Annotated in this window: 17 protein-coding genes; 4 read left to right on the forward strand and 13 right to left on the reverse strand. The window is 72.8% G+C overall.

Going from position 1 to position 22902, the window contains the following annotated elements; genetic code table 11:
• Positions 1 to 65: 65 nt before the first annotated feature.
• The 12 genes from ACFC0D_RS25520 to ACFC0D_RS25575 all read right to left on the reverse strand — a co-directional run bounded on the left by ACFC0D_RS25520 (position 66) and on the right by ACFC0D_RS25575 (position 16253).
• Positions 66 to 1517, reverse strand: a complete 1452-nt coding sequence (locus ACFC0D_RS25520; protein WP_376440226.1) for a PP2C family serine/threonine-protein phosphatase — start codon at positions 1515 to 1517, stop codon at positions 66 to 68.
• A 2-nt stretch (positions 1518 to 1519) separates the two neighbouring features.
• Positions 1520 to 4057 carry a tetratricopeptide repeat protein gene (locus tag ACFC0D_RS25525; RefSeq protein ID WP_376440228.1) on the reverse strand — a complete coding sequence of 846 codons (2538 nt, stop codon included), beginning with the start codon at positions 4055 to 4057 and terminating at the stop codon, positions 1520 to 1522.
• The gene (locus ACFC0D_RS25530) at positions 4051 to 5328 is read right to left on the reverse strand and encodes a hypothetical protein (RefSeq protein ID WP_376440230.1); all 1278 of its coding nucleotides are present in this window, start codon (positions 5326 to 5328) and stop codon (positions 4051 to 4053) included. Before ACFC0D_RS25530 ends, ACFC0D_RS25525 begins: the two co-directional genes overlap by 7 nt.
• Positions 5329 to 5343: 15 nt before the next feature.
• Positions 5344 to 6384 (reverse strand): glutamate ABC transporter substrate-binding protein, encoded by a 1041-nt coding sequence (locus ACFC0D_RS25535; RefSeq protein WP_376440266.1) that lies wholly within the window; start codon positions 6382 to 6384, stop codon positions 5344 to 5346.
• Between the two features lie 38 nt (positions 6385 to 6422).
• Positions 6423 to 7844, reverse strand: coding sequence for a hypothetical protein (locus ACFC0D_RS25540; protein ID WP_376440233.1), 1422 nt, complete (start codon positions 7842 to 7844; stop codon positions 6423 to 6425).
• A 234-nt stretch (positions 7845 to 8078) separates the two neighbouring features.
• Positions 8079 to 9068 carry an N-acetylglucosamine kinase gene (locus ACFC0D_RS25545; protein ID WP_376440236.1) on the reverse strand — a complete coding sequence of 330 codons (990 nt, stop codon included), beginning with the start codon at positions 9066 to 9068 and terminating at the stop codon, positions 8079 to 8081.
• Positions 9059 to 10375: a 6-phospho-beta-glucosidase gene (locus tag ACFC0D_RS25550; RefSeq protein ID WP_376440238.1), complete on the reverse strand. Its 1317-nt coding sequence runs from the start codon at positions 10373 to 10375 to the stop codon at positions 9059 to 9061. Before ACFC0D_RS25550 ends, ACFC0D_RS25545 begins: the two co-directional genes overlap by 10 nt.
• Positions 10376 to 10383: 8 nt before the next feature.
• Positions 10384 to 11268 carry a carbohydrate ABC transporter permease gene (locus ACFC0D_RS25555; RefSeq protein WP_376440241.1) on the reverse strand — a complete coding sequence of 295 codons (885 nt, stop codon included), beginning with the start codon at positions 11266 to 11268 and terminating at the stop codon, positions 10384 to 10386.
• A gap of 3 nt (positions 11269 to 11271) precedes the next feature.
• Complete coding sequence (locus ACFC0D_RS25560; protein WP_376440268.1) at positions 11272 to 12162, reverse strand: carbohydrate ABC transporter permease; 891 nt, start codon at positions 12160 to 12162, stop codon at positions 11272 to 11274.
• 127 nt (positions 12163 to 12289) lie between these two features.
• Entirely contained in the window at positions 12290 to 13627 is a 1338-nt protein-coding gene (locus ACFC0D_RS25565) for an ABC transporter substrate-binding protein (protein WP_376440243.1), read from the reverse strand.
• A 129-nt stretch (positions 13628 to 13756) separates the two neighbouring features.
• Positions 13757 to 14971: an ROK family protein gene (locus tag ACFC0D_RS25570; RefSeq protein ID WP_376440245.1), complete on the reverse strand. Its 1215-nt coding sequence runs from the start codon at positions 14969 to 14971 to the stop codon at positions 13757 to 13759.
• Positions 14972 to 15191: 220 nt separating this feature from the next.
• Positions 15192 to 16253: a mechanosensitive ion channel family protein gene (locus ACFC0D_RS25575; protein ID WP_376440248.1), complete on the reverse strand. Its 1062-nt coding sequence runs from the start codon at positions 16251 to 16253 to the stop codon at positions 15192 to 15194.
• Between the two features lie 247 nt (positions 16254 to 16500).
• Between ACFC0D_RS25575 and ACFC0D_RS25580 the strand changes: the two genes are divergently transcribed.
• Positions 16501 to 17064 carry an HNH endonuclease gene (locus ACFC0D_RS25580; protein ID WP_329120506.1) on the forward strand — a complete coding sequence of 188 codons (564 nt, stop codon included), beginning with the start codon at positions 16501 to 16503 and terminating at the stop codon, positions 17062 to 17064.
• 41 nt (positions 17065 to 17105) lie between these two features.
• Here ACFC0D_RS25580 and ACFC0D_RS25585 read toward each other — a convergent pair whose 3' ends face one another.
• Positions 17106 to 20114: a beta-N-acetylglucosaminidase domain-containing protein gene (locus ACFC0D_RS25585; protein WP_376440252.1), complete on the reverse strand. Its 3009-nt coding sequence runs from the start codon at positions 20112 to 20114 to the stop codon at positions 17106 to 17108.
• A gap of 168 nt (positions 20115 to 20282) precedes the next feature.
• Here ACFC0D_RS25585 and ACFC0D_RS25590 point away from each other — a divergent pair, with 168 nt between their 5' ends.
• The 3 genes from ACFC0D_RS25590 to ACFC0D_RS25600 are packed head-to-tail and all read left to right on the forward strand — an operon-like array spanning position 20283 to position 22859.
• Positions 20283 to 20519 (forward strand): hypothetical protein, encoded by a 237-nt coding sequence (locus ACFC0D_RS25590; RefSeq protein ID WP_376440255.1) that lies wholly within the window; start codon positions 20283 to 20285, stop codon positions 20517 to 20519.
• Position 20520: 1 nt separating this feature from the next.
• Positions 20521 to 22602, forward strand: coding sequence for a 4-alpha-glucanotransferase (malQ, locus tag ACFC0D_RS25595; protein ID WP_376440258.1), 2082 nt, complete (start codon positions 20521 to 20523; stop codon positions 22600 to 22602).
• Positions 22603 to 22622: 20 nt separating this feature from the next.
• Positions 22623 to 22859: a hypothetical protein gene (locus ACFC0D_RS25600; protein WP_376440261.1), complete on the forward strand. Its 237-nt coding sequence runs from the start codon at positions 22623 to 22625 to the stop codon at positions 22857 to 22859.
• Positions 22860 to 22902: the final 43 nt, after the last annotated feature.

The raw sequence follows: 22902 nt of genomic DNA on the forward strand, positions 1-22902 counted from the left end.
AAGCGTTGAGACAGGCGTGGGACAGGCGTGGTTCAGAGGCGAGAGGGACAGGGGCCGGCGACCGCTCAGGCCGATCCTGCCCCTTGCGAGGAGAGGGCGAACGGCAGCAGCGCCACTGTTACGTTGTCGTGGCCCCCGCCGTCCAGGGCGTGGCCGACCAGCACCTGGGCGCCGTGCAGCAGCCGTCCGGCCGCGTCCGTCGGTACGACCCGGGCCATGTCCTCGGCGGCCTCCGCGTAGTTCCAGAGGCCGTCCGTGCAGACCACGACCACGCCGGGCCGGTCCGGCTTGAACGCGGCCGTGTGCGGCTCCAGTTCGTACGCGTCGGCGCCCAGCCAGCCGGTGATGGCGTGGGCGCGCTCGTCCGCGTACGCCTCCGCCTCGTTCATCAGTCCTGCGGCGACCATCTGGGCCGCCCAGGAGTCGTCCTGGGTGAGCCGGGCGGCCGGGGAGGTGCGGTCGTCCGGCACCCAGTACGCCCGGCTGTCGCCGACCCAGCCGACGATCAGCAGCCCGTCGGCGACGACCGCGCCGACGATGGTGCAGGCGGGGGCGTTCTGGTGGCGGTGCGGATCGTGCTCCATGCCGCCCTGGCCGGGCTCCTCGGCCAGCGCGTTGACCGCCTCGGCGGCGGCGACGATCGCCTCGTGCATGGCCTGCTGCGGGTGCGTGCCGCGGGGCAGGGCGGCGAGCAGCGACTGACCGGCGGCGCTCGCGGCGGCGGCGGAGGCCTCGTCGGGCCGGGTCGCCGAGGAGACGCCGTCGCAGACGATCGCCAGGGTGGCGGGAGAGCCGTCGGGGAGCGCGGTGGCGGAGACGGTGAACGCGTCCTCGTTGCGGTGGTGCCGCAGGCCGCGGTCGCTGACGGCGGCGACCGCGGAGAGCTCCTGCTCCATGTGGTCGCGCTCGCGGGGCTGGGCGTGCCCGCAGTTCTCGCAGTACCCGTCGGGGTCCACATGTCCGGCGCGGCAGGCGACGCAGAGCTTGGTCCCGGCGGGCGGGGTCGGCGTCGGCGGGGCCGTACGGGGGTCGGGCGCGGCGAGCGTGAAGTCGCCGTCGGGGCCGGGGGACGCGGGCGCTTCCGTGGGGCCCGCCGTCTCCGCGGCACCCGCAGCGCCCGCCGTTTCCCCGGCGAGCGCGGCGAGGCCGCTGCCGGACGTCGCGGCGGCGTGCGGTCCGTCCGTACGGACGGGGACGGTCGGCAGGTCCCGTGCGGGCCGTGCCGCCGAAGCCTCCGCGCCCTCCGATGCCTCCGTGGTGGGGAGGTCGTGGCCGCCCGAGTCCGTGCCCGGCAGGTCGCCCGGGTGCTGGGTCACCGTCGAAAGGGAGCCGGGCTCGCGGGCCGGAGCGTCGGGCCAACTCACGGGCGTACCGATCGCCACCGTCGGACGGTCCGGCGCCGACGCCGGTACGGCCGACAGGTCGTATCCGCACGCCCCGCAGAAACGGTCACCCCTGTCCAGCGGCTCCGCGCAGCCGGGGCAGGCCGAGAGATCGTGCTGGGGCTTCTGGGACATACTCACACCCACGTCCTGGGGCGGAAACGGTTGGCCCGCTCCACCAGTTCGATCCTCTCCTCGCCCCGCTGAGCGAGCCGGGCGAGCACCCGGTACGAGCGTTCGAGGCCGAAGCGCAGTCCGCGCTCGTCCAGTTCGCTGCCGAGCAGCATCGCGCCGCCGGGCCCCGCTCCGGGACTTCCGGAGAGTACCCAGTCGAGCGCCGTGCCGAGGACCTCCGTCGACAACTGCTCCCGGCGTACCGCGTCCAGACCGAAGCCCTGGAGCGCGGAGACCTGAGCCGCCGCCGCCGTCAGATCCGCGCCGAGCGGCTCGTTCGGCGGCCGACGCCGCAGCCGGGCCCGTACGGCCGCGACCCGGGCGGCCGTGTAGTGGATCGACGCCTCCGGTACGGACTCCAGCGTGCGTACCGCCCCGGTGCGGTCACCGGCCGCCAGCTGCACCCGGGCGAGCCCGAACGCGGCGCTGACGAAACTCGGATCGGTCGCCCACACCAGGCGGTAGTACTCCGCCGCGTTGTCCAGCTGCCCGAGGACCTCCGCGCAGATGCCGAGGGCCAGCTTGGGCGCGGGCTCTCCGGGAAACGCGTCGTAGATCGCGTCGAAGGACAGCGCCGCGTTCTCGTGGTCGCCGGTCACCAGCGAGGTGAGGCCCCGGTACCAGACCACCCGCCAGTCGTCCGGGACCTGCTCCTCCAGCGTGGTCAGTGCCCGCCCGGCGGAGCCGAGGTCGCCCATCTCCAGACGGGCCCGCAGCTCGCGCAGCCGCAGCTCCAGGGAGGGCGCGGGCGCGTGGTGCAGGGCGCTGATCAGCTCGGCGGGCGCGGAGGCCATCAGTCCGGCGAGGAAGCCGGCGTTCGGGTCCCCCGGGTCCACCCGAGGGACGGGCAGCGCGAGCGACGTGGCCCGCCCGTCCAGAGGCGTGAGGAAGGGCCCGGCGCCGAATGACCCGACCGCCGATCCGGCCGCCGTTGGGGCCACCGCCCCGACCACCGATCCGGCCGCCGCCCCGGCGCCCGGGCCCGGAGGCAGGGCCTTGCGGCCGCGCCGCTTCTCCCGCGCGCCCAGGGCCGACACGTCCTCGGTCAGCTCCGCGAACAACTGCGTGTCCGTGACCCGCAGTTCGGTGCCGAACAGCGTCGAGAGCGCGGGGCGCGGGCGGCCGGACTGGAGGGCGACGACCTCCCGCAGCACTCCGGTCAGCTGCTCCGCCATCTCCTGCGCGGAGGAGAACCGGCGGGCCGGGTCGGGGTCCGTCGCCCGGACCAGGAGCCGGTAGAACGACTCGTACGTCCGGAAGACCTCGATGTGGTCCGGCTCGGGCAGCGAGTCGACGAAGACGTTGGTGTAGCCCTGGAAGTCGAAGGTCAGCACGGCCAGCGTGCGCGCCACCGTGTAGAGATCGCTGGCCACCGACGGGCCGACCTCGGCCACCTCCGGGGCCTGGTAGCCGACGGTGCCGTAGATCGCGGACTCGTCGTCGTCCATCCTGCGGACCGCGCCCATGTCGATCAGCTTGAGCTGGTCCTCGGACTGGATCGCGTTGTCGACCTTGAAGTCGCAGTACAGCAGGTTCCGGCTGTGCAGGTGTCCGAGCGCCTCCAGCGCCTCGATCCCGTACGCGCAGGCCTGCTCCACCGGCAGCGGATCGCGCCGGCCGTCCGCCGTCCTGCGGTCGTTGGCGATCTCCTTGAGCGACTTGCCGCCGACGTACTCCATGACGATGTAGCCGTCCATGGAGCCGGTGCGCTGGTCGAGGTGCTCGACGAAGTTGTAGATCCGGACGATGTTGGAGTGTTCGATCTCGGCGAGGAAGCGGCGCTCGGAGATCGCCGCGGCCATCGCGTCCTGGTCACCGGTGTCGAGCAGGCCCTTGAGCACCACCCAGCGGTCGGAGACCGCCCGGTCGACGGCCAGATAGATCCAGCCCAGCCCACCGTGCGCGAGACAGCCCGCGACCTCGTACTGCCCGTGCACGATGTCGCCGCCGCGCAGCTTGGGCACGAAGGAGTACGGGTGGCCGCACTTGGTGCAGAAGCCCTCGGTGCGGCCCGGCCGGTCACCGCGCGAACGGCCCACCGGAGCGCCGCAGTCCGAGCGCGAGCAGAATCGCTTCCGCTCCGGAACCTCGGGGTTGTCCATCACCGCGGCGCGCGGGTCCGGACGCGGCACCTCCGGAATCGAGACCAGACCGGCGCCCAGCCGGTTCCGCCCGGACTGCGCCGCCGACGCGCCCGAGCTGCGTACCGAGACCGAACGGCTGCTGCTCCCGCCCGACAGCGAGCGCGAGAGCCGCCCGGAGACCGAGCGGCGGGACGTGGACGAGCGGGAGGAGCGCGAGGAGGTGCGGGAGGACGCGCGCGAACTCGACCGGGACGAGGCCGACCCCTTGCCCGGCACGGCCATCCCGGTCGGGTTGGCCTGGAGCATTCCGCCCGCGGCGACGACCGGCGCGAGCCCGCAGGTGTCGCAGTACAGCTCGCCGTCGCCCATGTCCTCGTACGATCCCTCGCACGAGGGACGCTGACAGGTGCTCACCACTGACTCCCCCTGGCATCTCTGGGTCCGGACAGGACCTCCGCGGCGGCCTGCTGGTACCGCAGCACGGCCTGCTCGGCGACCCGCAGGTCGCACGGCGCGCTCCACAGCATCCGGCGGGCCGCGTCGTACCGCTCGATCAGCAGCGGATCCTCGGCCGCGCCGAGGCGGGCGACCTTCGCCTTGTAGGCGTCGAGCCGGCCGCGCAGCTCGGCACGGACCGCCAGCGGCGCGGTGACCGCGGTCAGGGACTCGCGGGCACGGAGCAGTTCGTCCTCGGCCTCCCGCTCCAGGGACTCCAGGAGCGGGGAGAGCCGGTGCCACTGGGCGTGCCTGCGGTACTCGGCGGCCGTCGAGAGCCGCTCCTGGAGGACCGTCGGCGGGCCGCTGACGGCCGGCACCTCGGAGGCCGCGATCTTGGCGAGGACCTCACCGCGCGCCGCCCGGGCCTCGGCCAGCGTCCGGTCGGCCCGCGAGAGCACGTCCCGCAGCCGCAGCAGCCGCTCCTCGGAGTCCTGCCGGACCGCGAGGACCGCCTCGATCTCCCGCCGGATGTCCTCCAGGGCCCGCGCCGCCCGGTCGTACCGCTCGGTGTCGGGCCGGCCGCCGCCGGGCGCCGAACTGCCCGCAGCGGGGTGCCAGAAGGACAGCGGGTCGGTGACGACCTGGGTGCGCAGCGCGGTGAGCTCGGCCGTGATCGACTCCAGCTCGTCGCCGGCCGGGTGCTCGCCTGGCCGTACGCCGACGGAGTGCGCCAATGAGCGCGTACGTCCCAGCTCCGCGGCGAGGAGATCTATCCGGGCGGGCAGCGCGGACCAGACGGCGTCGGAGGTCACCACCGTGTCGAGCGAGGAGGCGTACAGCTCGTTCATCCGCCGTACGAGCCCCTCCAGCGTGAACCGCTCGGAGAGCTGGGCCTGCTGCTGCGCCCCGCCCGCGACGACGACGCTCTCGCCGCGCAGCCGCTCGGTCAGCTCCTCCAGGTCCTCGCGACTGGACCAGCGCCGTCGTGCCCGCAGCTCACGGGCTTGGCTCAGCGCGCCGGTGTAGGCGTCGAAGTACGTCCAGAGCAGGGTGATCGTCCGCTCGGTGGACTGCCAGCGGTCCCGGGTCGTGCCGGTCAGCTCGGCGCCTTCCAGCAGCCTGCGGCCCGCGTGGTCCTGGAGAGCGAGGAGCGAGTCCTCGATCGCCTTGTGCTCCGCGCCGAGCCGCGCCAGCGCACGGTCCACCTCGTCCCGGTCCATCACCGGCCCGGGGGTGCCCGCGACGCCCATCGATCACCTCTCGCTCTACTTGTACTTGGGTGCGGGTGGCCCGGCTATCCCGGGCAGGTCCGCCTTCAGCCACTTGTCGTACGCCGCCTTCCAGGGACCCTGGCGGTACTGCACGAGGACCTGGTTGACCCGGCGGACCAGGTCGTCGTTGCCCAGCTTGGCGGCGACTCCGTAGTACTCGGTGGTGAACGGCTTGCCCTTGAGCTCGACCGCCGGATCCTGGGCGGCCTGACCGGCCGCCAGCGCGTTGTCCGTGAGGACGGCGTCGACCTCGCCCAATTGGAGCCGTGCCAGGCAGTCCAGCTGATTCGGGACGGTCAGCAGGTCCTTGTCGGCCTTGGTGCCGTCCGCCTCGTCCTTGAACGTCGCGCCGAAGGAGTTCTTCTCCAGGGCCTCGTAGGCGGTGGAGCCCTCGGCCGTGCAGACCCGCTTGCCGCCGAGCGAGGAGTCGTACCCCGTGATCGTGGAGCCCTTGGGCGCGAGGATCTGCTGGCCGACCTGGAAGTAGGCGGTGGAGAACGCCACCTGCTCGATCCGCTTGCAGTTGATCGTCATCGTCCGCACGACGAGGTCGACCTTGCCGCTCTCCAGGGCCGCGATCCGCTGATTGGTGGGGATGGCCCGGAAGATGATGTCGTTCTCGCTGCCGAGGACGTCCTTCGCGATCGCCTTCGCCAGGTCGATGTCGAAGCCCTCGAGCGTGCGCTCCTCCGCGTTGCGGTAGCCCCAGCGGAAGCTGTTCTGGTCGACGCCGACGACGAGCTTCCCCCGGGCCTTGATCGCCGCGATCGAGGGACCGTCGGCGCTCGACGGGGTGAGGGAGGCCTCCGGGTTCTCGCAGGTGTCCGCCTTCACCGGCACACCGACGCCCACGCCCGGACCGGTCACCTCGGTGGCTGCCGAGTCGCCGCGGGCGCTGTGGGTGAGGGGCAGCAGGGTCAGCGAGGCGGTCAGACCGCACGCCACGGCCATGGCCGCCACCCCGCCCCAGCCGCGCAGCCGCCCGAGGGGGCGGCTGCCGAGGAGGCGCGCGCGGAGCCCGGCCGGGCCGCGCATCCTCGCGCCGTCGACGCCGTTCCGCATCCCGCCCCCTCTCACCGGTACTCCGACAGCCTGCGGTTGATGCCCACGACGGCACCGGCCGCGCCGAGCACACCGAGCACGGCGGCGCCCAGCGGAAGCCCGGTCAGCGCTCCCCGGCCGCCCTCGGCGGCGCCGGTGAACTCGGACTGCTCGTGGGCCAGCGCCTTCTTCAGGGCGGCGTCGACCTGGTCGAACGACTGCCCGGTGGTCTTGTCGGGGCCCACGACCCGGAGCCGTGCTCCCTCGAAGTCGCCCGCGTCGTCCTTCGCCCGCGCGTCCTTGTGCCGGTCCTTCCACTCGGCGGTGCGCTCCGCCACGGTGGCCAGCGGGTCGCGCCCGGCGTCGTCGTCGGCCAGCTCCCGGGCCTGGGCGAGCGCGTCGGTCAGCGCGGTCATGCTGCTCGTGTAGTCCGTCTCGTACTTGTCGTTCTTGCCGTCCTCGGTGAGGACGGCGCCGCGCGCGACCAGCGTCAGGTTCTCGTTGGCCCGCGCCTTCAGGGAGCTGATCCGGGCGGCGTTGAGGACCTGGAGCGAGCTCTGGCCGTGCTCGCGGGCGTCGTCGAGACCGGCGCGGGCGACGGTGTGCGCCGCCGCCATCCAGAGCAGCACGACCACGGAGGCGGCGGTGGCGGCGAGCAGCCCGTGGTTGAACACCCGGTTCGTCAGGGCGTAGTTGCGCCGCTGGGCCAGGACCAGGACGGCGAGGGCGAGGATCCCGAGAGCGAGGGAGAGGTATGGCCAGTCCCGGGCGTCCTCGTCGTCCTGATGGAGGCGCGCGGTCTCCGCCTCGTACAGGCGCTCGGCGGCGGGCAGCAGCTCGCTGGTCATCTGCTTGTTGGCGTACCGCAGATAGGCGCCGCCGAGCGGCAGGCCCTGCCGGTTGGCGGCGCGGGCCCGCTCGATCAGGCCGGTGTAGCGGGGGAGCTGCTCGTTGAGGGCGGCGATCTCGCGGGCCGACTCGGTCGAACCCTCGGTGCTCGCCGCGGCCTTGACCAGGAGCCGGGAGGCGGTCCTGATGTCGTCGGCGTACCGCTTCTGGACGTCCGGGGGCTCCTGCGCGCCGGCCAGGAAGGCGCTGGCGGCGGCCGTGTCGGCGTCGGCGAGCGAGCGGTAGATGTCGGCGGCGTCGGCGCTCAGCGGCTGGCTGCGGCTCACCACGTCGTCGGCGGAGGAGGCCCGGTCGGCGACCTCGAAGGCGGTGACGCCCCCGAACGCGACGACCAGCAGGGCCAGTACGGCTCCGAGGATCTGGAGCCGTCCCGGCTCGGTCGTGGCGGCGCGGCGCAGTCGCTCCTTGACCTCGCCCCAGGCGCTCGGACCGGCGGGCGGCGGGGGGACGGGCGGCACGGACGGCTGCGCGGGCACACCCGGGCCCGGCTGTGCGGGCGCGATGCCCGGTGCCGAGGCGGCGGGCGCATTCGGCGGGTATGTCAACGTGGCCTCCCCCTCGGTCGATGACGACTCCCCGGAGGGCAGTATGGCCTCAGGGGCCCCACCCGCACACCAGGAATGACGCGATCTTGTTCCTATCGTGCCTCATGTCCGCGCCACCCCCGTAGGCGAACCCCCTGCTATGAATACGCCTCCCGGCCGAAATCGGTTCCACCACGTGGGGGTGAACGCGACCGGCGGGGGCGCCCCGAAGGACGCCCCCGCCGGAGTGCGGCATCACGCGCCGTAGTGCGCCCGCAGCCGCGCGGCCGCCCGGGGGCCGTCCCCCCAGTCGTCGAGCGCGAACAGCGCCGCTCCCAGTACCGGTGGCGCGGTCACGACCCCGATCACGGCCTTCGGCGCCTTCAGGGCCAGCAGTTCGGTGATCCGGGCGTCCAACTCCGGGTGCCGCGCGGCCAGCACGCTGCCCCCCAGCATCACCGGCACCTCCTCGTCGAGCAGCCCGAGGCGCCCGAGGGCGACCGTCGAGAGGGCGACGACCTCCTCCGCGAGCCGGTGCACCAGCGACCGGGCGATCGCGTCGCCCTCCACGCTGGTACGGAACAGCACGGGCGTCAGCTCGTGCCGCCGCTCGAACGCGATACGGCCCAGGTGCAACGCCTCGATCAGCGCGTACATGGACGGCAGCCCGAAGTGCGCGGGCAGCTCCCGTGCCAGGGCGGTCGGTTCACCCCGCCCGTCCTCCGCGCGGGCCGCGAACCAGAGCGCCTCCTCGGCGAGTCCGCTGCCGCCGCCCCAGTCGCCGGAGATCTTCCCGATGGCGGGGAAGCGGGCGGTGCGGCCGTCCGGCACCATGCCGACACAGTTGATGCCGGCCCCGCACACGACGGCGACGCCCCGAGGCTCGTCGATCCCGGCGCGCAGGATCGCGAAGGTGTCGTTGCGGACCCGGATCGAACGGCTCCACCGCCGCGCGTGCAGGGCCTTCTCCAGTTCCTGCTCCTCCACCGCCAGATCGGCGTTGGCGAGGCAGGCGGAGACGTGCGAGAACGCGGGCGGGGAGTCGGCTCCGCCGGCCTCCGCCCAGGCCCGTCCGACCGCCTCCGCGAGGGTGTCCACGGCCGCCTCGACCCCGACGACCGGGGGCTGGAAGCCGCCGCCGCGGGCCGAGCCCAGCACCGTCCCGTCCGTCCCGACCACCGCGACGTCCGTCTTGCTGTTCCCGGCGTCGATCGCGAGGAGCGGCCCGTTCAGGTTCACGCCCACGCGAGGTGCTCCCGGTTGTGCGCGATCAGCTGGTCGGTGAGCCCGTCGGCGTACGCGTACTGCCCCACCAGGGGGTGCGCGAGCAGCGCCCGGAACACCCGCTCGCGGCCGCCGCGCAGTGCCGCCTCCAGGGCCAGGTCCTCGTACGCGGTCACGTTCGCGATCAGCCCGGCATAGAGCGGGTCGAGCGGGGCGACCGGCAGCGGCGAGACGCCCTGCGGCCCCACCGCAGCCTGTACCTCGATCACGGCGTCGTCCGGCAGGAAGGGCAGCGTGCCGTTGTTGTACGTGTTCACCACCTGGTACGGAGAGCCGCCCGCCCGTCGCCCACGGCCACCCTCGACGGATGGCCCTTCGGGCCCGCCGCTGTTTCCCAGCAGGGACGCGGCCAGGTCCACGGCGGCCTCCGAATAGAACGCGCCGCCGCGCTTGCCGAGCAGCGCCGGCTTCTCGTCGAGCGCCGGGTCCCCGTACATCTCCAGGAGTTCCTTCTCCATCGCGGCGACCTCGGCGGCCCGTGAGGGCTTGGAGCCGAGCTCTCGTACGACCTCGTCGTGCGCGTAGAAGTACCGCAGGTAGTACGAGGGGACGACGCCGAGCCGGTCCACGATCGCGTGCGGCAGACGGAGGTCGTCGGCGATGGCCTCGCCGTGCTCGGCGAGCAGCCGGGGCAGGACGTTCTCGCCCTCGGGCCCGCCGAGGCGGACGGCCGTCTCCCAGGTCAGGTGGTTGAGCCCCACGTGGTCGAGATGGACGTCGGCGGGTGCCACGTCGAGCATCCCGGCGAACTTCCGCTGGAAGCCGATGGCCACGTTGCACAGTCCGACGGCCTTGTGGCCGGCCTGGAGCAGCGCGCGCGTGACGATGCCGACGGGGTTGGTGAAGTCGATGATCCAGGCGTCCGGGTTGGTCCGCCGGACCCGCTCGGCGATGTCCAGAACCACCGGCACGGTCCGCAGCGCCTTGGCGAGCCCGCCGGCACCGGTGGTCTCCTGCCCGACACAGCCGCACTCCAGCGGCCAGGTCTCGTCCTGGTTCCGGGCGGCCTGCCCGCCGACCCGCAGCTGGAGCAGGACGGCGTCCGCGCCCTCCACCCCTGCATCGATGTCGGAGGTGGTGACGATCTTCCCGTCGTGGCCCTGCCTGGCGAAGATCCGCCGGGCGAGCCCGCCGACCAGCTCCAGCCGGTCGGCGGCCGGGTCGATCAGGACGAGTTCTGTGATGGGCAGGGTGTCGCGCAACCGCGCGAATCCGTCGATCAGTTCGGGGGTGTAGGTGGAGCCGCCCCCCACGACAGCGAGCTTCATATCGTCAGCTAGCCCTTCACTCCGGTCAGTGTGACTCCCTCGACGAACGCCTTCTGGGCGAAGAAGAAGACGAGGATCACAGGGGCCATGACCAGTACGGTCGCGGCCATGGTCAGGTTCCAGTCGGTGTGGTGCGCGCCCTTGAACGACTCCAGGCCGTAACTCAGCGTCCAGGCCCCGGGGTTCTCGGAGGCGTAGATCTGCGGCCCGAAGTAGTCGTTCCAGCAGTAGAAGAACTGGAACAGCGCGACGGCGGCGATGCCGGGCCTGGCCATCGGGAGCACGATCTTGAGGAGCGTACGGAACTCGCCGCACCCGTCGATCCTCGCGGCCTCGATGTACTCGTTCGGGATCGTCAGCAGGAACTGGCGCAGCAGGAAGATCGCGAACGCGTCGCCGAACGCCATCGGGACGATCAGCGGCCACAACGTGCCGGAGAGATCCATCTGCTTGGCCCAGAACAGATACATCGGGATGATGATCACCTGCGGCGGCAGCATCATCATCGAGATGACGAGCAGCAGCGACAGATGCCGGCCGCGGAAGCGGAACTTGGCGAGGGCGTACGCCACCGGGATCGAGGACACCACCACGAGCACGGTGCCGAGCCCCGCGTACAGCAGGGAGTTGCGCCACCAGGTGAGGAAGCCGGGGGTGTCGAGGACCCGGACGTAGTTGTCCCAGTGCCAGGAGTTCGGCGTGAGGTCCCGGGTCAGCGCCTGCTGGTCGCTCATCAGGGACGTCAGGAAGACGAAGACGAAGGGCAGCACGAAGAACAGGGCCGCCGCGATCCCGAGGGAGTGCACGGCGATCCAGTGCAGCGCCGCCTTGCGGCGGGCGCGCCTCTCGGCGGGGCCCACCACGGGACGGTCGAAGGCGGATGCGGTGGTCATGGATCAGTCACCCGAGCCGATCAGGCCGCCGCGCCTGCGCATCAGCAGCGCGGTGCAGGCCATGGAGAGGGCGAACAGGACGAGCGCCACGACGCACGCGGCGCCGTAGTCGAAGCGGCCGAAGCCGAGGTTGTAGACCAACTGCGGCAGGGTCAGCGTGGAGTCGTCCGGATAGCCCGGCTCGAAGGTCTCGCCCGAGCCGCCCATCTTCCCGGAGGCGACCTTCGCCGCCACGATCGGCTGGGTGTAGTACTGCATCGCGCCGATGATCCCGGTGACGACCGCGAAGAGCACGATCGGCGAGATGTTCGGCAGCGTCACGTAGCGGAACCGCTGCCAGGCCGAAGCCCCGTCCAGCTCCGCCGCCTCGTACTGCTCCTTCGGTACGTCGAGCAGCGCCGCCATGAAGATGACCATGAGGTCGCCGACGCCCCAGACCGCGAGGACGGTCAGCGCGGGCTTGGCCCAGGCCGCGTCGTTGAACCAGGACGGCGCCGGGATGCCGACCGCCTCCAGCAGCGAGTTGACCGGCCCGGTGCCGGGGTTGAGCAGGAAGACGAAGGCCAGCGTCGCGGCCACCGGCGGGGCCAGGTACGGCAGGTAGAACAGGGTGCGGAAGACGCCGGTGCCGGTCTTGATCCTGGTGATCAGCAGACCGACGCCGAGGCCGAAGACGACCCGGCAGGCGACCATGACGACGGCCAGCCAGAGGGTGTTCTGCATCGCCGGCCAGAACTTCGGCAGATCCGCGAAGACGTACGTCCAGTTGTCCAGGCCCCGCCAGGTCGGCGGGTTGAGCCCGTCGTACTTCATGAACGAGAAGTACAGGGTCGAGACGAGGGGATAGGCGAAGAAGACGCCGAATCCGACCAGCCAGGGCGACATGAACGCCATGGTGCGAAGCGCGCTGCGCACGCGCTTCGACCGCAGCGTGTGACGCCCGTCCTGGGAGGCGGCGGCCGGACCGGCCGGTCGCTTCGTGGGCAGGGTGTCGGTGCTCATGAGGAGTGCGCCCCGACCGTCACTTCGCCTGGGCGATGTCGCGGTCGATCTGGGCCGCGGTCTCCTCGAGACCCTTCTTCAGGTCCGGGACCTGGCCCTTCTCGTACTTCTGGGCGAAGTCCTGGAAGGTGTCCTGGTACGTGGAGCCGTTCACCGCGCCGTCGGAGGTGGAGGACTCGGGGTGCTGGGCGATCTCCAGGAAGGTCTTGAAGCGCTCGTCGACCTTGAGGTTCGGGGACTTCAGCGCCTCCAGGGTGGAGGGGACGTTCCCGATGCCGTTGGCGAAGTTCACCACGGCCTCGGTGTCCATGGTCATGTACTTGACCAGCTCCCAGGCCGCGTTCTGCTTCCTGCTCTGCGGCGCGATGCCGATGATCGTGCCGGAGAGGTAGCCCTTGCCGTACTCGGCCACCTCGTCGTCCGCGACCGGCAGCGGCGCGACGCCGACCTCGAAGCCGACCTTGGCCTCCTTGATGAAGTTCAGCCGCCACTCGCCGTCGAGCTGCATGGCGACCTGGCCGGTGTGGAACGGGTGCGTGGCGCCCCACTCGTCGCCGAAGGTGGTGCGGTACCTGTCCAGCTTCGCGAACCCGCCCAGGCCGTCGACCAGCGACTTCTGGTAGGTCAGCATCTCGGCGAAGGCCGGGTCCTTGGCGAGGTTCGACTTGCCGTCCGCGTCGAAGTACGTGTGGTCCCACTGCGACATGTAGTGGCTCGGGACGGTCTCGTAGCCGAGGTAGTTCGGCATGAAGCCGAGCCGCTCGTAGCCGTCGCCCTTCTCCTTGGTCAGCTTCTTGGCGACGTCCCTGAACTCCGACCAGGTCTTCGGCGGGGCGGTGATGCCGGCGGCCTTGAAGGCGTCCTTGTTGTAGTAGAGCCCGTAGGCGTCGGAGAGCAGCGGCAGGGAGCAGCGCTTGCCCTCGAACTGGGTGTAGTCCTGGAGGACCTTGGAGAACGTCCTGTCCAGGTCCACCTTGTCCTTCTCCAGGAAGGGCTTCAGGTCCGCGAGCGCGCCGGAGGCGCAGAACTTGCCGACGTTGGAGGTGGTGAAGGAGGCGGCCACGTCCGGGCCGTTCGAACCGCCCGCGCGCAGCGCCTGGTTGAGCTTGTCGTCGTTGATGTTGCCGACGACCTTCACCTTGATGTTCGGGTGGGCCTTCTCGAAGCGGGCGACGTTGTCCTGGATCGCCTTGACCTCGGTGGGCGCCGTCCAGCCGTGCCAGAAGGTGATCGTGGTCTGCGCGTTCGGGTCGTCGCTCGCCTTGTTCTCGGCGGAGCCGGTACAGGCCGAGGCGAGGAGGGCGATCGAGGCGGTGGCGGCGAGCGCGACGGCGGCTCTGCGCGGGCGTACGGGCATGGCGAAGTCTCCCTGTGGCGGAGGGGGTACGGAGGGAAGGGGGTACGACGAAGGGACGGCCGGTCGGTGAGCCGACTGGTGGGCCGGTGGTGCGTCGGTGGTGCGTCGGGTGGTGGGAGGTCCGCGGTCCTAGCGGGACGTGTCGAAGACCTCGTCGCGGGTGGTGGCGAGGGCGCTCTCCAGGGCCCCGCGCAGGACGGGGTGCCGGTCCACGTCCCCGAGGACGAGCCGGGGCCGGGAGGCGGCGAGTTCGGCCAGCTCGGACTGGACGCGCTCGCGCAGGGGTTCCCCGCCGGCGACGGTCACCTCGCCGGACAGGACGAGGAGTTCGGGGTCGAGTACGGCGACGAGAGAGGCCAGACCGGTGGCGAGGCGCTCGGCGTACCGGTCGAGGAGCGCCGCGTACCGGGGGTCTTCGTCGTGGTGGGCGGCGGCGTGGGTGAGCAGCCGGGTCGCGGTGGGCACGAAGGGCTGTTCGGGGGTGTCGATGCCGAGCTCCCGGGCGATCCGGGGCACGGACTGGACTCCGGCGAGCTCCTGGAAGCCGCCGGAGTTGGCCTTGGTGACCTGCCGTACGAGCGGGGTGCCGGGCACGGGCAGGAAGCCGACCTCGCCGGCGCCGCCGGTGAAGCCGCGGTGGAGCCGGCCGCCGAGGACCAGGGCGGCGCCGAGGCCCTCCTGGTTCCAGAGCAGCACGAAGTCCTCGTGGCCCCGGGCGGCGCCCAGGCGCTGCTCGGCGACGGCGGCGAGGTTGACGTCGTTCTCGTACTCGAACGGCATCGTGAGCACCGCCGCCAGCTCCTCCAGGAGTGTGGGGGAGTGCCAGCCGGGCAGATGGGAGGCGTACCGCAGCCGCCCGGTGGCCGGGTCGAAGGCGCCGGGGGTGCCGATGACGAGGCGGTGCACCTCGCCGCGGGTGATCCCGGCGTCCTTGGCGGCGCCGTCGAGGGCGGTGGTGACCTGCCGTACGACTCCCTCCGAGGCGCGCCCCGGGGTCCTGAGCTCGAACTCGCCGACGACCTCGCCGGTGATGTCGGCGACGGCGGCGCGGATCCGGTGCGGGTTCACATCGAGTCCGGCGGCGAAGGCGGCCCGGGGGTTGAGCTCGTACAGCTGGGCACTGGGCCCCGGCCGGCCCGCCGTGGTGCCGGTGGCGAGGACGAGCCCGGCGGCTTCGAGTCGGGCGAGGAGCTGGGAGGCGGTCGGCTTGGAGAGACCGGTGAGCTTGCCGATCCGGGTACGGGACAGGGTCCCGTGCTCCAGGAGCAGATCGAGGGCGGCGCGATCGTTCATGGCCCGCAGGACGCGCGGGGTACCGGGGGTTCCCGGGGTCGTACCGGCCATGACGGTGCACCTGCCCTTCGGCTCTGGAGGGGCCATTCTGCTGCCCCGCCGCCCGCTCTCCCAACTACGCTGTTAGGAAAGTTTCCTATTCAGTGGGAGGACCGTAGGACGGGCGCCGTCGGGGCGTCAAGACCTGCGCACGCACGACGCCCCCGAAGGCAACCAAAGCGTTACCTGCGGGGGCGTCGTCCGGAGCCGGTGCTCCCTGTCGTCGGGTGCGCTACTTGTTGAGGTCCGGCCTCGGCAGCGGGCTTGCCGCCGCGCCCTGCGGGGACGTCGGGGAGGCGAAGGCCGAGGGGGCCGCCATGCCCGCCGTCGGATCCGCCGAGGACTCCTCCGCCTGAGCCGGGACGCCGCCGACGATACGGATGCCGGCCGCGTCCAGCGCCCGCTTGATCCGCCACCGCAGCTCGCGCTCGACACCCAGGGCCTTGCCCGGCATCGTCTTCGCCGAGACCCGGATCGTCATGGAGTCGAGGAGCACCTCGTTGAGACCGAGGATCTCCACCGGGCCCCACAGCCGCTCGTTCCAGGGCTCGTCCTTCGCCATGGACGCCGTGGCCTCGTTGATCACCGACTGCACCCGGTCCAGGTCCTCCGTCGGACGCACCGTGACGTCCACCCCGGCCGTCGCCCAGCCCTGGCTGAGGTTGCCGATCCGCTTGATCTCGCCGTTGCGGACGTACCAGATCTCGCCGTTGTCGCCGCGCAGCTTCGTCACCCGCAGCCCGACCTCTATGACCTCGCCGGACGCCACCCCGGCGTCGACCGAGTCACCGACCCCGTACTGGTCCTCAAGGATCATGAAGACACCGGAGAGGAAGTCCGTGACCAGGTTCCGGGCGCCGAAACCGATCGCCACACCCGCGACACCCGCGGAGGCCAGCAGCGGCGCCAGGTCGATCTTGAAGGCGCCCAGGATCATCAGGCCCGCCGTGCCGAGGATCAGGAACGACGCCACCGAGCGCAGCACCGAGCCGATCGCCTCCGAGCGCTGTCTGCGCCGCTCGGCGTTGACCAGCAGACCGCCGAGCGCGGTGCCCTCCACGGCCTGGGCGGAGCGGTTCATCCGCTCTATCAGCTTCGTCAGGGCACGGCGGATCGCCATCCGCAGCAGCAGGGCGACGATCAGGATGAGGAGGATGCGAAGACCGGTGTTCAGCCAGGTGGACCAGTTCTCCTCCACCCAGCCCGCGGCGTTCGTCGCCCTCTCCGCGGCCTCGTCGAGGGTGACGGGGACCTGTTGCGGATCGTCGGCGGTCAGCAGGGCGGACCAGGACACGTAGAACCTCCAGGCGTGTCGTACGCGGAACATCCACACTAACGGGGCATCGGATGTGCTCCTGTTGCCCTGTTCGAGGGAGAGACGGACCTCACGCGGGGAGGATCCGGGTGACGATGCCGATGTGGTCGAGAACACCTCAAGCCCGTTACCGGTACGTGGTGGCGCTCCGACCAGGCATGAGGAGAGACTGAGAGCAGTTCGTCCCGGCGCGAGCCACGCGCCGCCGGCGTATTAGGAGGCATCCGTGCCGCATGTCCTGGTCCTCAACGCGTCGTACGAGCCCCTCGGCGTCGTACCGCTCCGCCGCGCGCTCGTCCTCGTCCTCGAGAACAAGGCACTCTGCCTCGAGGAGTCCGGCGCCTTCCTGCACAGCGAGACCCGCGTCATCCCCGCACCCAGTGTGGTCAGGCTGAAGCGGTTCGTGCGGGTCCCCTACCGGGGGCCCGTTCCTCTGACCCGCAGAGCGCTCTTCGCCCGTGACGGCGGACGCTGTATGTACTGCGGTGGCGTCGCAACCAGCGTCGACCACGTGATTCCGCGCAGCCGCGGGGGTACGCACGCCTGGGAGAACGTCGTGGCGGCCTGCCGCCGCTGCAACCACGTCAAGGCCGACCGGCACCTGCGCGAGCTGGGCTGGCGGCTGCGGCACCAACCCGCCCCGCCCACCGGGCTGGCCTGGCGGATCATCGGGACCGGACACCGGGACCCACGCTGGCTGCCCTATCTGCAGCCGTACGGCGCGGACGATGTGATGGCCCGGATCGACGCCGTCTCCACCACCCCCGTGGGGGCCGTGAAGACGGGTTGAGCCGGGCCTTCGTCGTACGGGGCGCCTCCCGGGAGGCGCCCCTATTCCGGCTGCTCGGGCGGGCCGGGCTGCTCGGACCGACCCGGCTGCTCGGGCTCGGCCGGCGTGGCCACCGCGTACGTCTCCACCGACCACAGCGAGTATCCGTACTCCGTCGCCCGCGCGTCGCCCTGGACGCGGAGGAAGCGGGTGTCCGCCGCGTCCATGCGGACGCTCTCCCGGCCGCCACGCCCGTCGGCGACCGTCGCGGCCGTGCGCCAGGTGCGGCCGTCGGCGGAGACCTGGATGCGGTAGCGGGAGGGGTGCGCGTCCTGCCAGTGGAGGACCACCTGCCCTATCCGGGCAGGCCGCGGGAGTTCCAGCTGCCACCAGGCACCGTCGTCGACGGGTGAGGACCAGCGGGTGGCGGGATCGCCGTCCAGCGCCGAGGCGGCCGGGAAGTCGGGCGTCTCGTCGCCGGAGGAGGAGGCCCTCGCGGCACGCGCCAGGTCGGGGCCCGCCGTGCGGGGGAAGGCCCGGACCGTCAGGACCCGCTCCTCGCCCGCGAAGGACACCGGCACCCGGTACGAGCCCGCGGGCACGTCCGGCGCCACCGACACCTCCAGCGGGACGGTCGTGTGCGTGCCGCGCGGCACCCGGGTCTCCTTCGGCAGCCGCACCGTGATCCCCTTCGGTGCCCGCGCCGCCAGCTCCCCGCGCACCTCGTCGGCGCGCCGGCCCGCAAGACGGACGTCCACCCGCTGCACGGGGCCGCCGATCTCGGCGTCGGTCTCCTGCCGGGCCAGCTCGAGCTCGGCGCGCGGCTCGTCGGCGAACCACGGCACCAGGGAGCGCACCCGAGGATCCGCGCCGTCCCACACGACACGGACCGCGTCCGCGCGCAGCCCCTTCACGTCCGCCTGCGTCCAGCCGGACGCGGACACCGGGCCCAGCGTCCGCCAGCCCTCGCCGGGGACGTACGCCTCCACGCGCGCCGACCCGGCCGCGCCCGGCTCCGTCATCACCGTCACCGTCTCGACGGGCCGCGAGCGCTCCAGTCGCACGGTGTACGCCGCCGTCTCGCGGTCCGCCACCCGCCCGTTGCCCCGCTCCCGGTCCGCGCCGGTCCAGGCCGCCGACTCCGTCGCGGCCCGCGCGAGGAAGGGATCCAGGACGCCGTCGCCGACGGTCACCCCGCTCGCCTTCAGCGCCTCCCGCAGCGGCTCCAGCCGCAACTGGGCCTGCCAGGCCGCCGCGCCGTCGCCGCCGGCCTGCGCGAGCAGCATGTCGACGGCCGTCTCCCCGGCGAGCCCGTGGCGGGACAGCTGCTCCAGCCAGGGCCGTACCTCGTCGTCCAGGGTGCCGTCGGCGGTCGCCGTCAGCCGCTCGGGCGCCTCCCGCATCACGGTGAACGCGGCCCGCAGTTCGCGTGCCGCCTTCTCCCGCGCCACCGGGTCGGGGCTCGTACGGCTCCGCCAGAACGCGGCCATCAGCGGCTTCAGGTACGCCGACTCGCCCGACGGGTCGAGGAGCGAGGAGGCGTCGTTGCCGGCCAGGGCCCGCAGCGCCTCGCGGGCCGCCGGGTTCGGTCCGGCCAGCTCGTCGACGGCCGCCTGCCAGGACTCCTGCGGCCGGTAACCCTTCGGGTTCCAGGCGTAGTCCGCCGCGGTGAAGAGCGGGATGCGGGAGATGGCCGCCTGCTCCATGGCGTTGGCGAGGAACGCGGCCGAACCGGCCGCCACGGCCGGCTCGCGGCCCATGGAGGGGCCGAGGAAGAGCCGGTCCCGGGCGTAGTCGTTGACCGGGTAGTTGTCCATGGTGACCAGCGGGTGGCGCAGCGCGTCGCGGGCGCCCGCCAGCTCCCGACCGGTGATCGTGCGGGGGACGGCCCCGACGCCCGTCCAGGCGACCCGCACCCGGTCGTCGAGCGCGGCGGCGAGCGCCGTGCGGTACTTCGTCGCGCCGTCCTGGTAGTACTCCGTCGGCATCAGGGTGAGCGGTTCCGCGTCCGGGTACCGGGCGGCCAGATGCCGGGCCACCACGCTCGCCACGCGCGCGTGGGCGGCGGCGGCCGCCTCGGGCCCCCGGCCGAAGGTGTCCGCGTCCCTGGAGCAGTGCCACTCGCTGTAGCTGACGTCCTGGAACTGGAGCTGGAACGAGCGCACCCCCAGCGCCCACATGGCGTCGAGCTTGCGGGTGAGCGCCTTCACATCGTCGTCCGAGGCCAGACACATGGACTGGGCCGGCGCCACGGCCCAGGCGAGGGTCACATGGTTGGCGCGCGCCCGCGCGGCCAGCGCGCGGAAGTCGGCACGCTGGTCCGCCGGGTAGGGCTCGCGCCACTGGGTCTGGCGGTACGGGTCGGCGCCGGGCGCGTAGAGGTAGCGGTTTTGCTTGGTGCGGCCCATGAAGTCGAGCTGGGCGAGGCGCTGTTCCTGGCTCCAGGGGCGGCCGTAGAACCCCTCGGTGAGGCCGCGCACCGCGGTGCCGGGCCAGTCGCGGACGACCACGCCGGGGACGGTCCGCCCGCCGTCGGTGCCGTCGATCAGCTGACGCAGGGTCTGTACGGCGTGGAACAGGCCGTCCTCGCCGACGCCGTCCAGGGCGACCGTGTCCCGGCCCTGCACCTGGCCGGTGGCCAGCCGGTATCCGCCGCGCGGCAGGTCGGCACGCTCGGGCACACGCAGCGCCCGCAGGGCGTCCGAGGAGGCGGCGGAGCCCGCGCGGAGCACGGTCCCGGCACCCGGCAGCGACGTGTGGACGGTCCGTACCCCCGCCGCCCGCAGCACCTCGCGCAGTGCGGCGACGGCGTACGGATCGGCGTCGGCGTCCGTGAGCAGCGTCACCTCGTCGCCGAGCGGCACGGACGGACCCGTGGCCCGCTGGGACTGAGGGCGCGGCCAGACCGCCGTCCCGGGCGACAGCTGCGTGTCGGTGTCGGGCGTGGTGACGGGGGAGCCCGGGGGTGTCGGCGCCGCCGTGGCGAGGCTCGGCACGCTGCCGCCGAGGAATCCGCCGATCACCGCGGCGGCGACGGCCGAAGCGGTCCGCCGTCTGTGCCCGAGGTGCATGGGGGACTCCTCTTCTCCCGTGGGGCTCCCGTGGTCACGAGAGGGTTACGAGCCCACCACCCGCCCGGCTGGGGTGTCAATGCACGTGGTCGATGTGTCGGGTTTGCCGGGCGGTCTTTCGGCGAGGTGGCGCCACCACGACAAGTTCCGCCGGTAAAACGGGGTGCGATGGGTAGGGCTCTCGGAGCCCCACCTGTCGAGACGAACCGGGAGACCCCCGTGACCGCGACCATCCCCCTCTCCACCCCCATACGCGTACCGAAACAGGGCCCGCTCACGAGCGAACCGCCCCTCGCCGACGCCGCACCCCTCACCAGCGAGCCGCCCATGACCGAGGCGGCGCCCCTCACCAGCGAACCCACCGCCCGCGCCACCGCGGGCGGCACGGAGTCCCCCGGAGTGTGAAGTGACCCTGGCCCGTCTCGCCGAACTCCATGGCGTCGCCACCGCGTACGAGCCGTCCGAGGGCGTCACCGTCCAGGTGCCCGACGCCACGGTCGTGGCCGTCCTCGGCGCCCTCGACGTGGACGCCACTACCCCGGAGGCCGTCGCCGCCGCGCTCCATGCGGCACAGCGGGCCGACGAGGACCGGATGCTGCCGGCCACGCTGGTGCGCTGGCAGGACGGCCCGTTGCGCCCGCCGCAGGACCTTCCGCCGGGCACCCGGCTGCGCGTCACGACCGAGTCCGGCGAGGTGGTGGAGGGCGGCGGCTGGGACGGGCTGCCGCTCGGCGTCCACCGCGTCGAGGCCCTCGCCCCCGAAGGGCGCACCGGCACGAGCACGCTGATCGTCGCCCCCGCGTGCGTGCCCCGGCCCGAGGGGCGCGTGTTCGGCCTGCTCGCCCAGGTGTACTCGATGCTCTCCACCCGCTCCTGGGGCATGGGCGACCTCGGCGACCTGCGCGAGCTCGCGACCTGGGCCGGACGGACGCACGGTGCCGGGTTCGTCCAGGTCAACCCTCTGCACGCGGCGGTTCCCGGGGCGCCCACGGACCCTTCTCCGTACCGCCCGTCCTCGCGCCTCTTCCCCGACCCCGTCCATCTGCGGATCCAGGACGTCCCCGAGTTCGGTTTCGTCGGGCCCGAGTACGGCGCCGAAGTGGACGCGGTCCTCGCCGACGCCGCCGAGCTGCGCGAACGGGTCCTGCGCAAGGGCGCCTTGATCGACCGGGACGCGGTGTGGGAGGTCAAGCGGCGCGCCCTGGAGCTCGTACGGACGGTGGAACTCGGCCCCGGCAGACGGGCGGAGTACCTCGACTTCCTCGCCGAGCGCGGCTCCGCCCTGGAGGACCACGCCACCTATCAGGCGCTCGCCGAGCGGCACGGCCACCACTGGCGCAGCTGGCCCGAGGAGCTGCGCGACCCCCGCTCCGCCGCCGTGGCCGTCCGCGCCGACGACGAGCTGACCGCACGGATCGACTTCCACTGCCGGCTGGCCTGGCTGACGGACCGGCAGCTCGCCGCCGCCGCCGAGGCCGCCCGCGAGGCGGGCATGGGCGTCGGGATCGTCCACGACCTCGCCGTCGGCGTCCATCCCGACGGCTCCGACGCCTGGGCCCAGCAGGACGCCTTCGCCACCGGCATGTCGGTCGGCGCCCCGCCCGACGCCTTCAACGCCCGCGGCCAGGACTGGGGGCTGCCGCCCTGGCGCCCGGACGCGCTCGCCGCCTCGGGCTACGGCCCGTACCGCGGCCTCCTGAGGGAGCTGCTGCGGCACGCGGGTGCGCTGCGTATCGACCACGTGATGGGGCTGTTCCGGCTCTGGTGGGTCCCCGAGGGGCGCGAACCCACCGAAGGGACGTATGTCCGCTACGACGCCGAGGCGATGCTCGCGGTCCTCTCCCTGGAGGCCCACCGGGCGGGCGCGGTCGTCATCGGGGAGGACCTCGGCACCGTCGAGCCGGGCGTCCGCGAGCGGCTCGCGCACCGCGGGGTGCTCGGCACCTCCGTGCTCTGGTTCGAGCGGGACTGGTCCGGCACGGGCCGCCCGCTGGCCCCCGAGGAGTGGCGCACCGACTGCGTGGCCACCGCCACGACGCACGACCTCCCGTCCACCGCGGCCAGGCTCTCCGGCGACCATGTCGCCCTGCGCCACCGGCTCGGACTGCTCACCGGCGATCTCGGGCGTGAGCGCGCCCGGGACGCGGCCGAGGTCGCCGAGTGGCTGACGGAGCTGGAGCTGCTCGGGCTGCTCCCGGAGGGGCCGGGCGACGAGGAGGCCGAGGTCCGCGCGGTCCACCGGTTCCTGCTGCGCACCCCGGCGTCGATGGTCGGGGTGTGGCTGCCGGACGCGGTGGGGGACCGACGGCCGCAGAACCTGCCCGGTACCTGGGACCAGTACCCCAACTGGCGGCTCCCGGTGGCCGGCCCGGAGGGCCAGCCCCTCACCCTGGAGGAACTGGCCGCCTCGCCCCGCCTCCACCGTCTTCTGGCCGTGTTCGGCCCGCTGGGTTCCCGTACGGCACCCCCGGACGCGCGGTCCGTTTAGGTGTTCGCTACGTTTGCACCGTGGACAAGAAGAACGCCCTGCGCGCCGGTGCTGTAGCGGCCGGTACGACGCTGATGATGCTGCTCATGTCGTCCCCCGCGCTCGCGCTCACCCGCGACGACGGTGACGACCCGGCCCCCAAGCTGAGTGTCGTCGAGACCCTCGGCCTGTTCGTGGCCCTGCCGATCGTGCTGTTCCTGGTGATCGCCGGTCTCGTGATGGTGCTCGACAAGTCCGACAGGCCCAAGAAGGCCTAGGGCCCAGCTTCTTCCGAGGGCGCTGCGGCGGTACGGACGTACC

Source organism: Streptomyces sp. NPDC056222, from assembly GCF_042264065.1.
Lineage (GTDB): Bacteria > Actinomycetota > Actinomycetes > Streptomycetales > Streptomycetaceae > Streptomyces.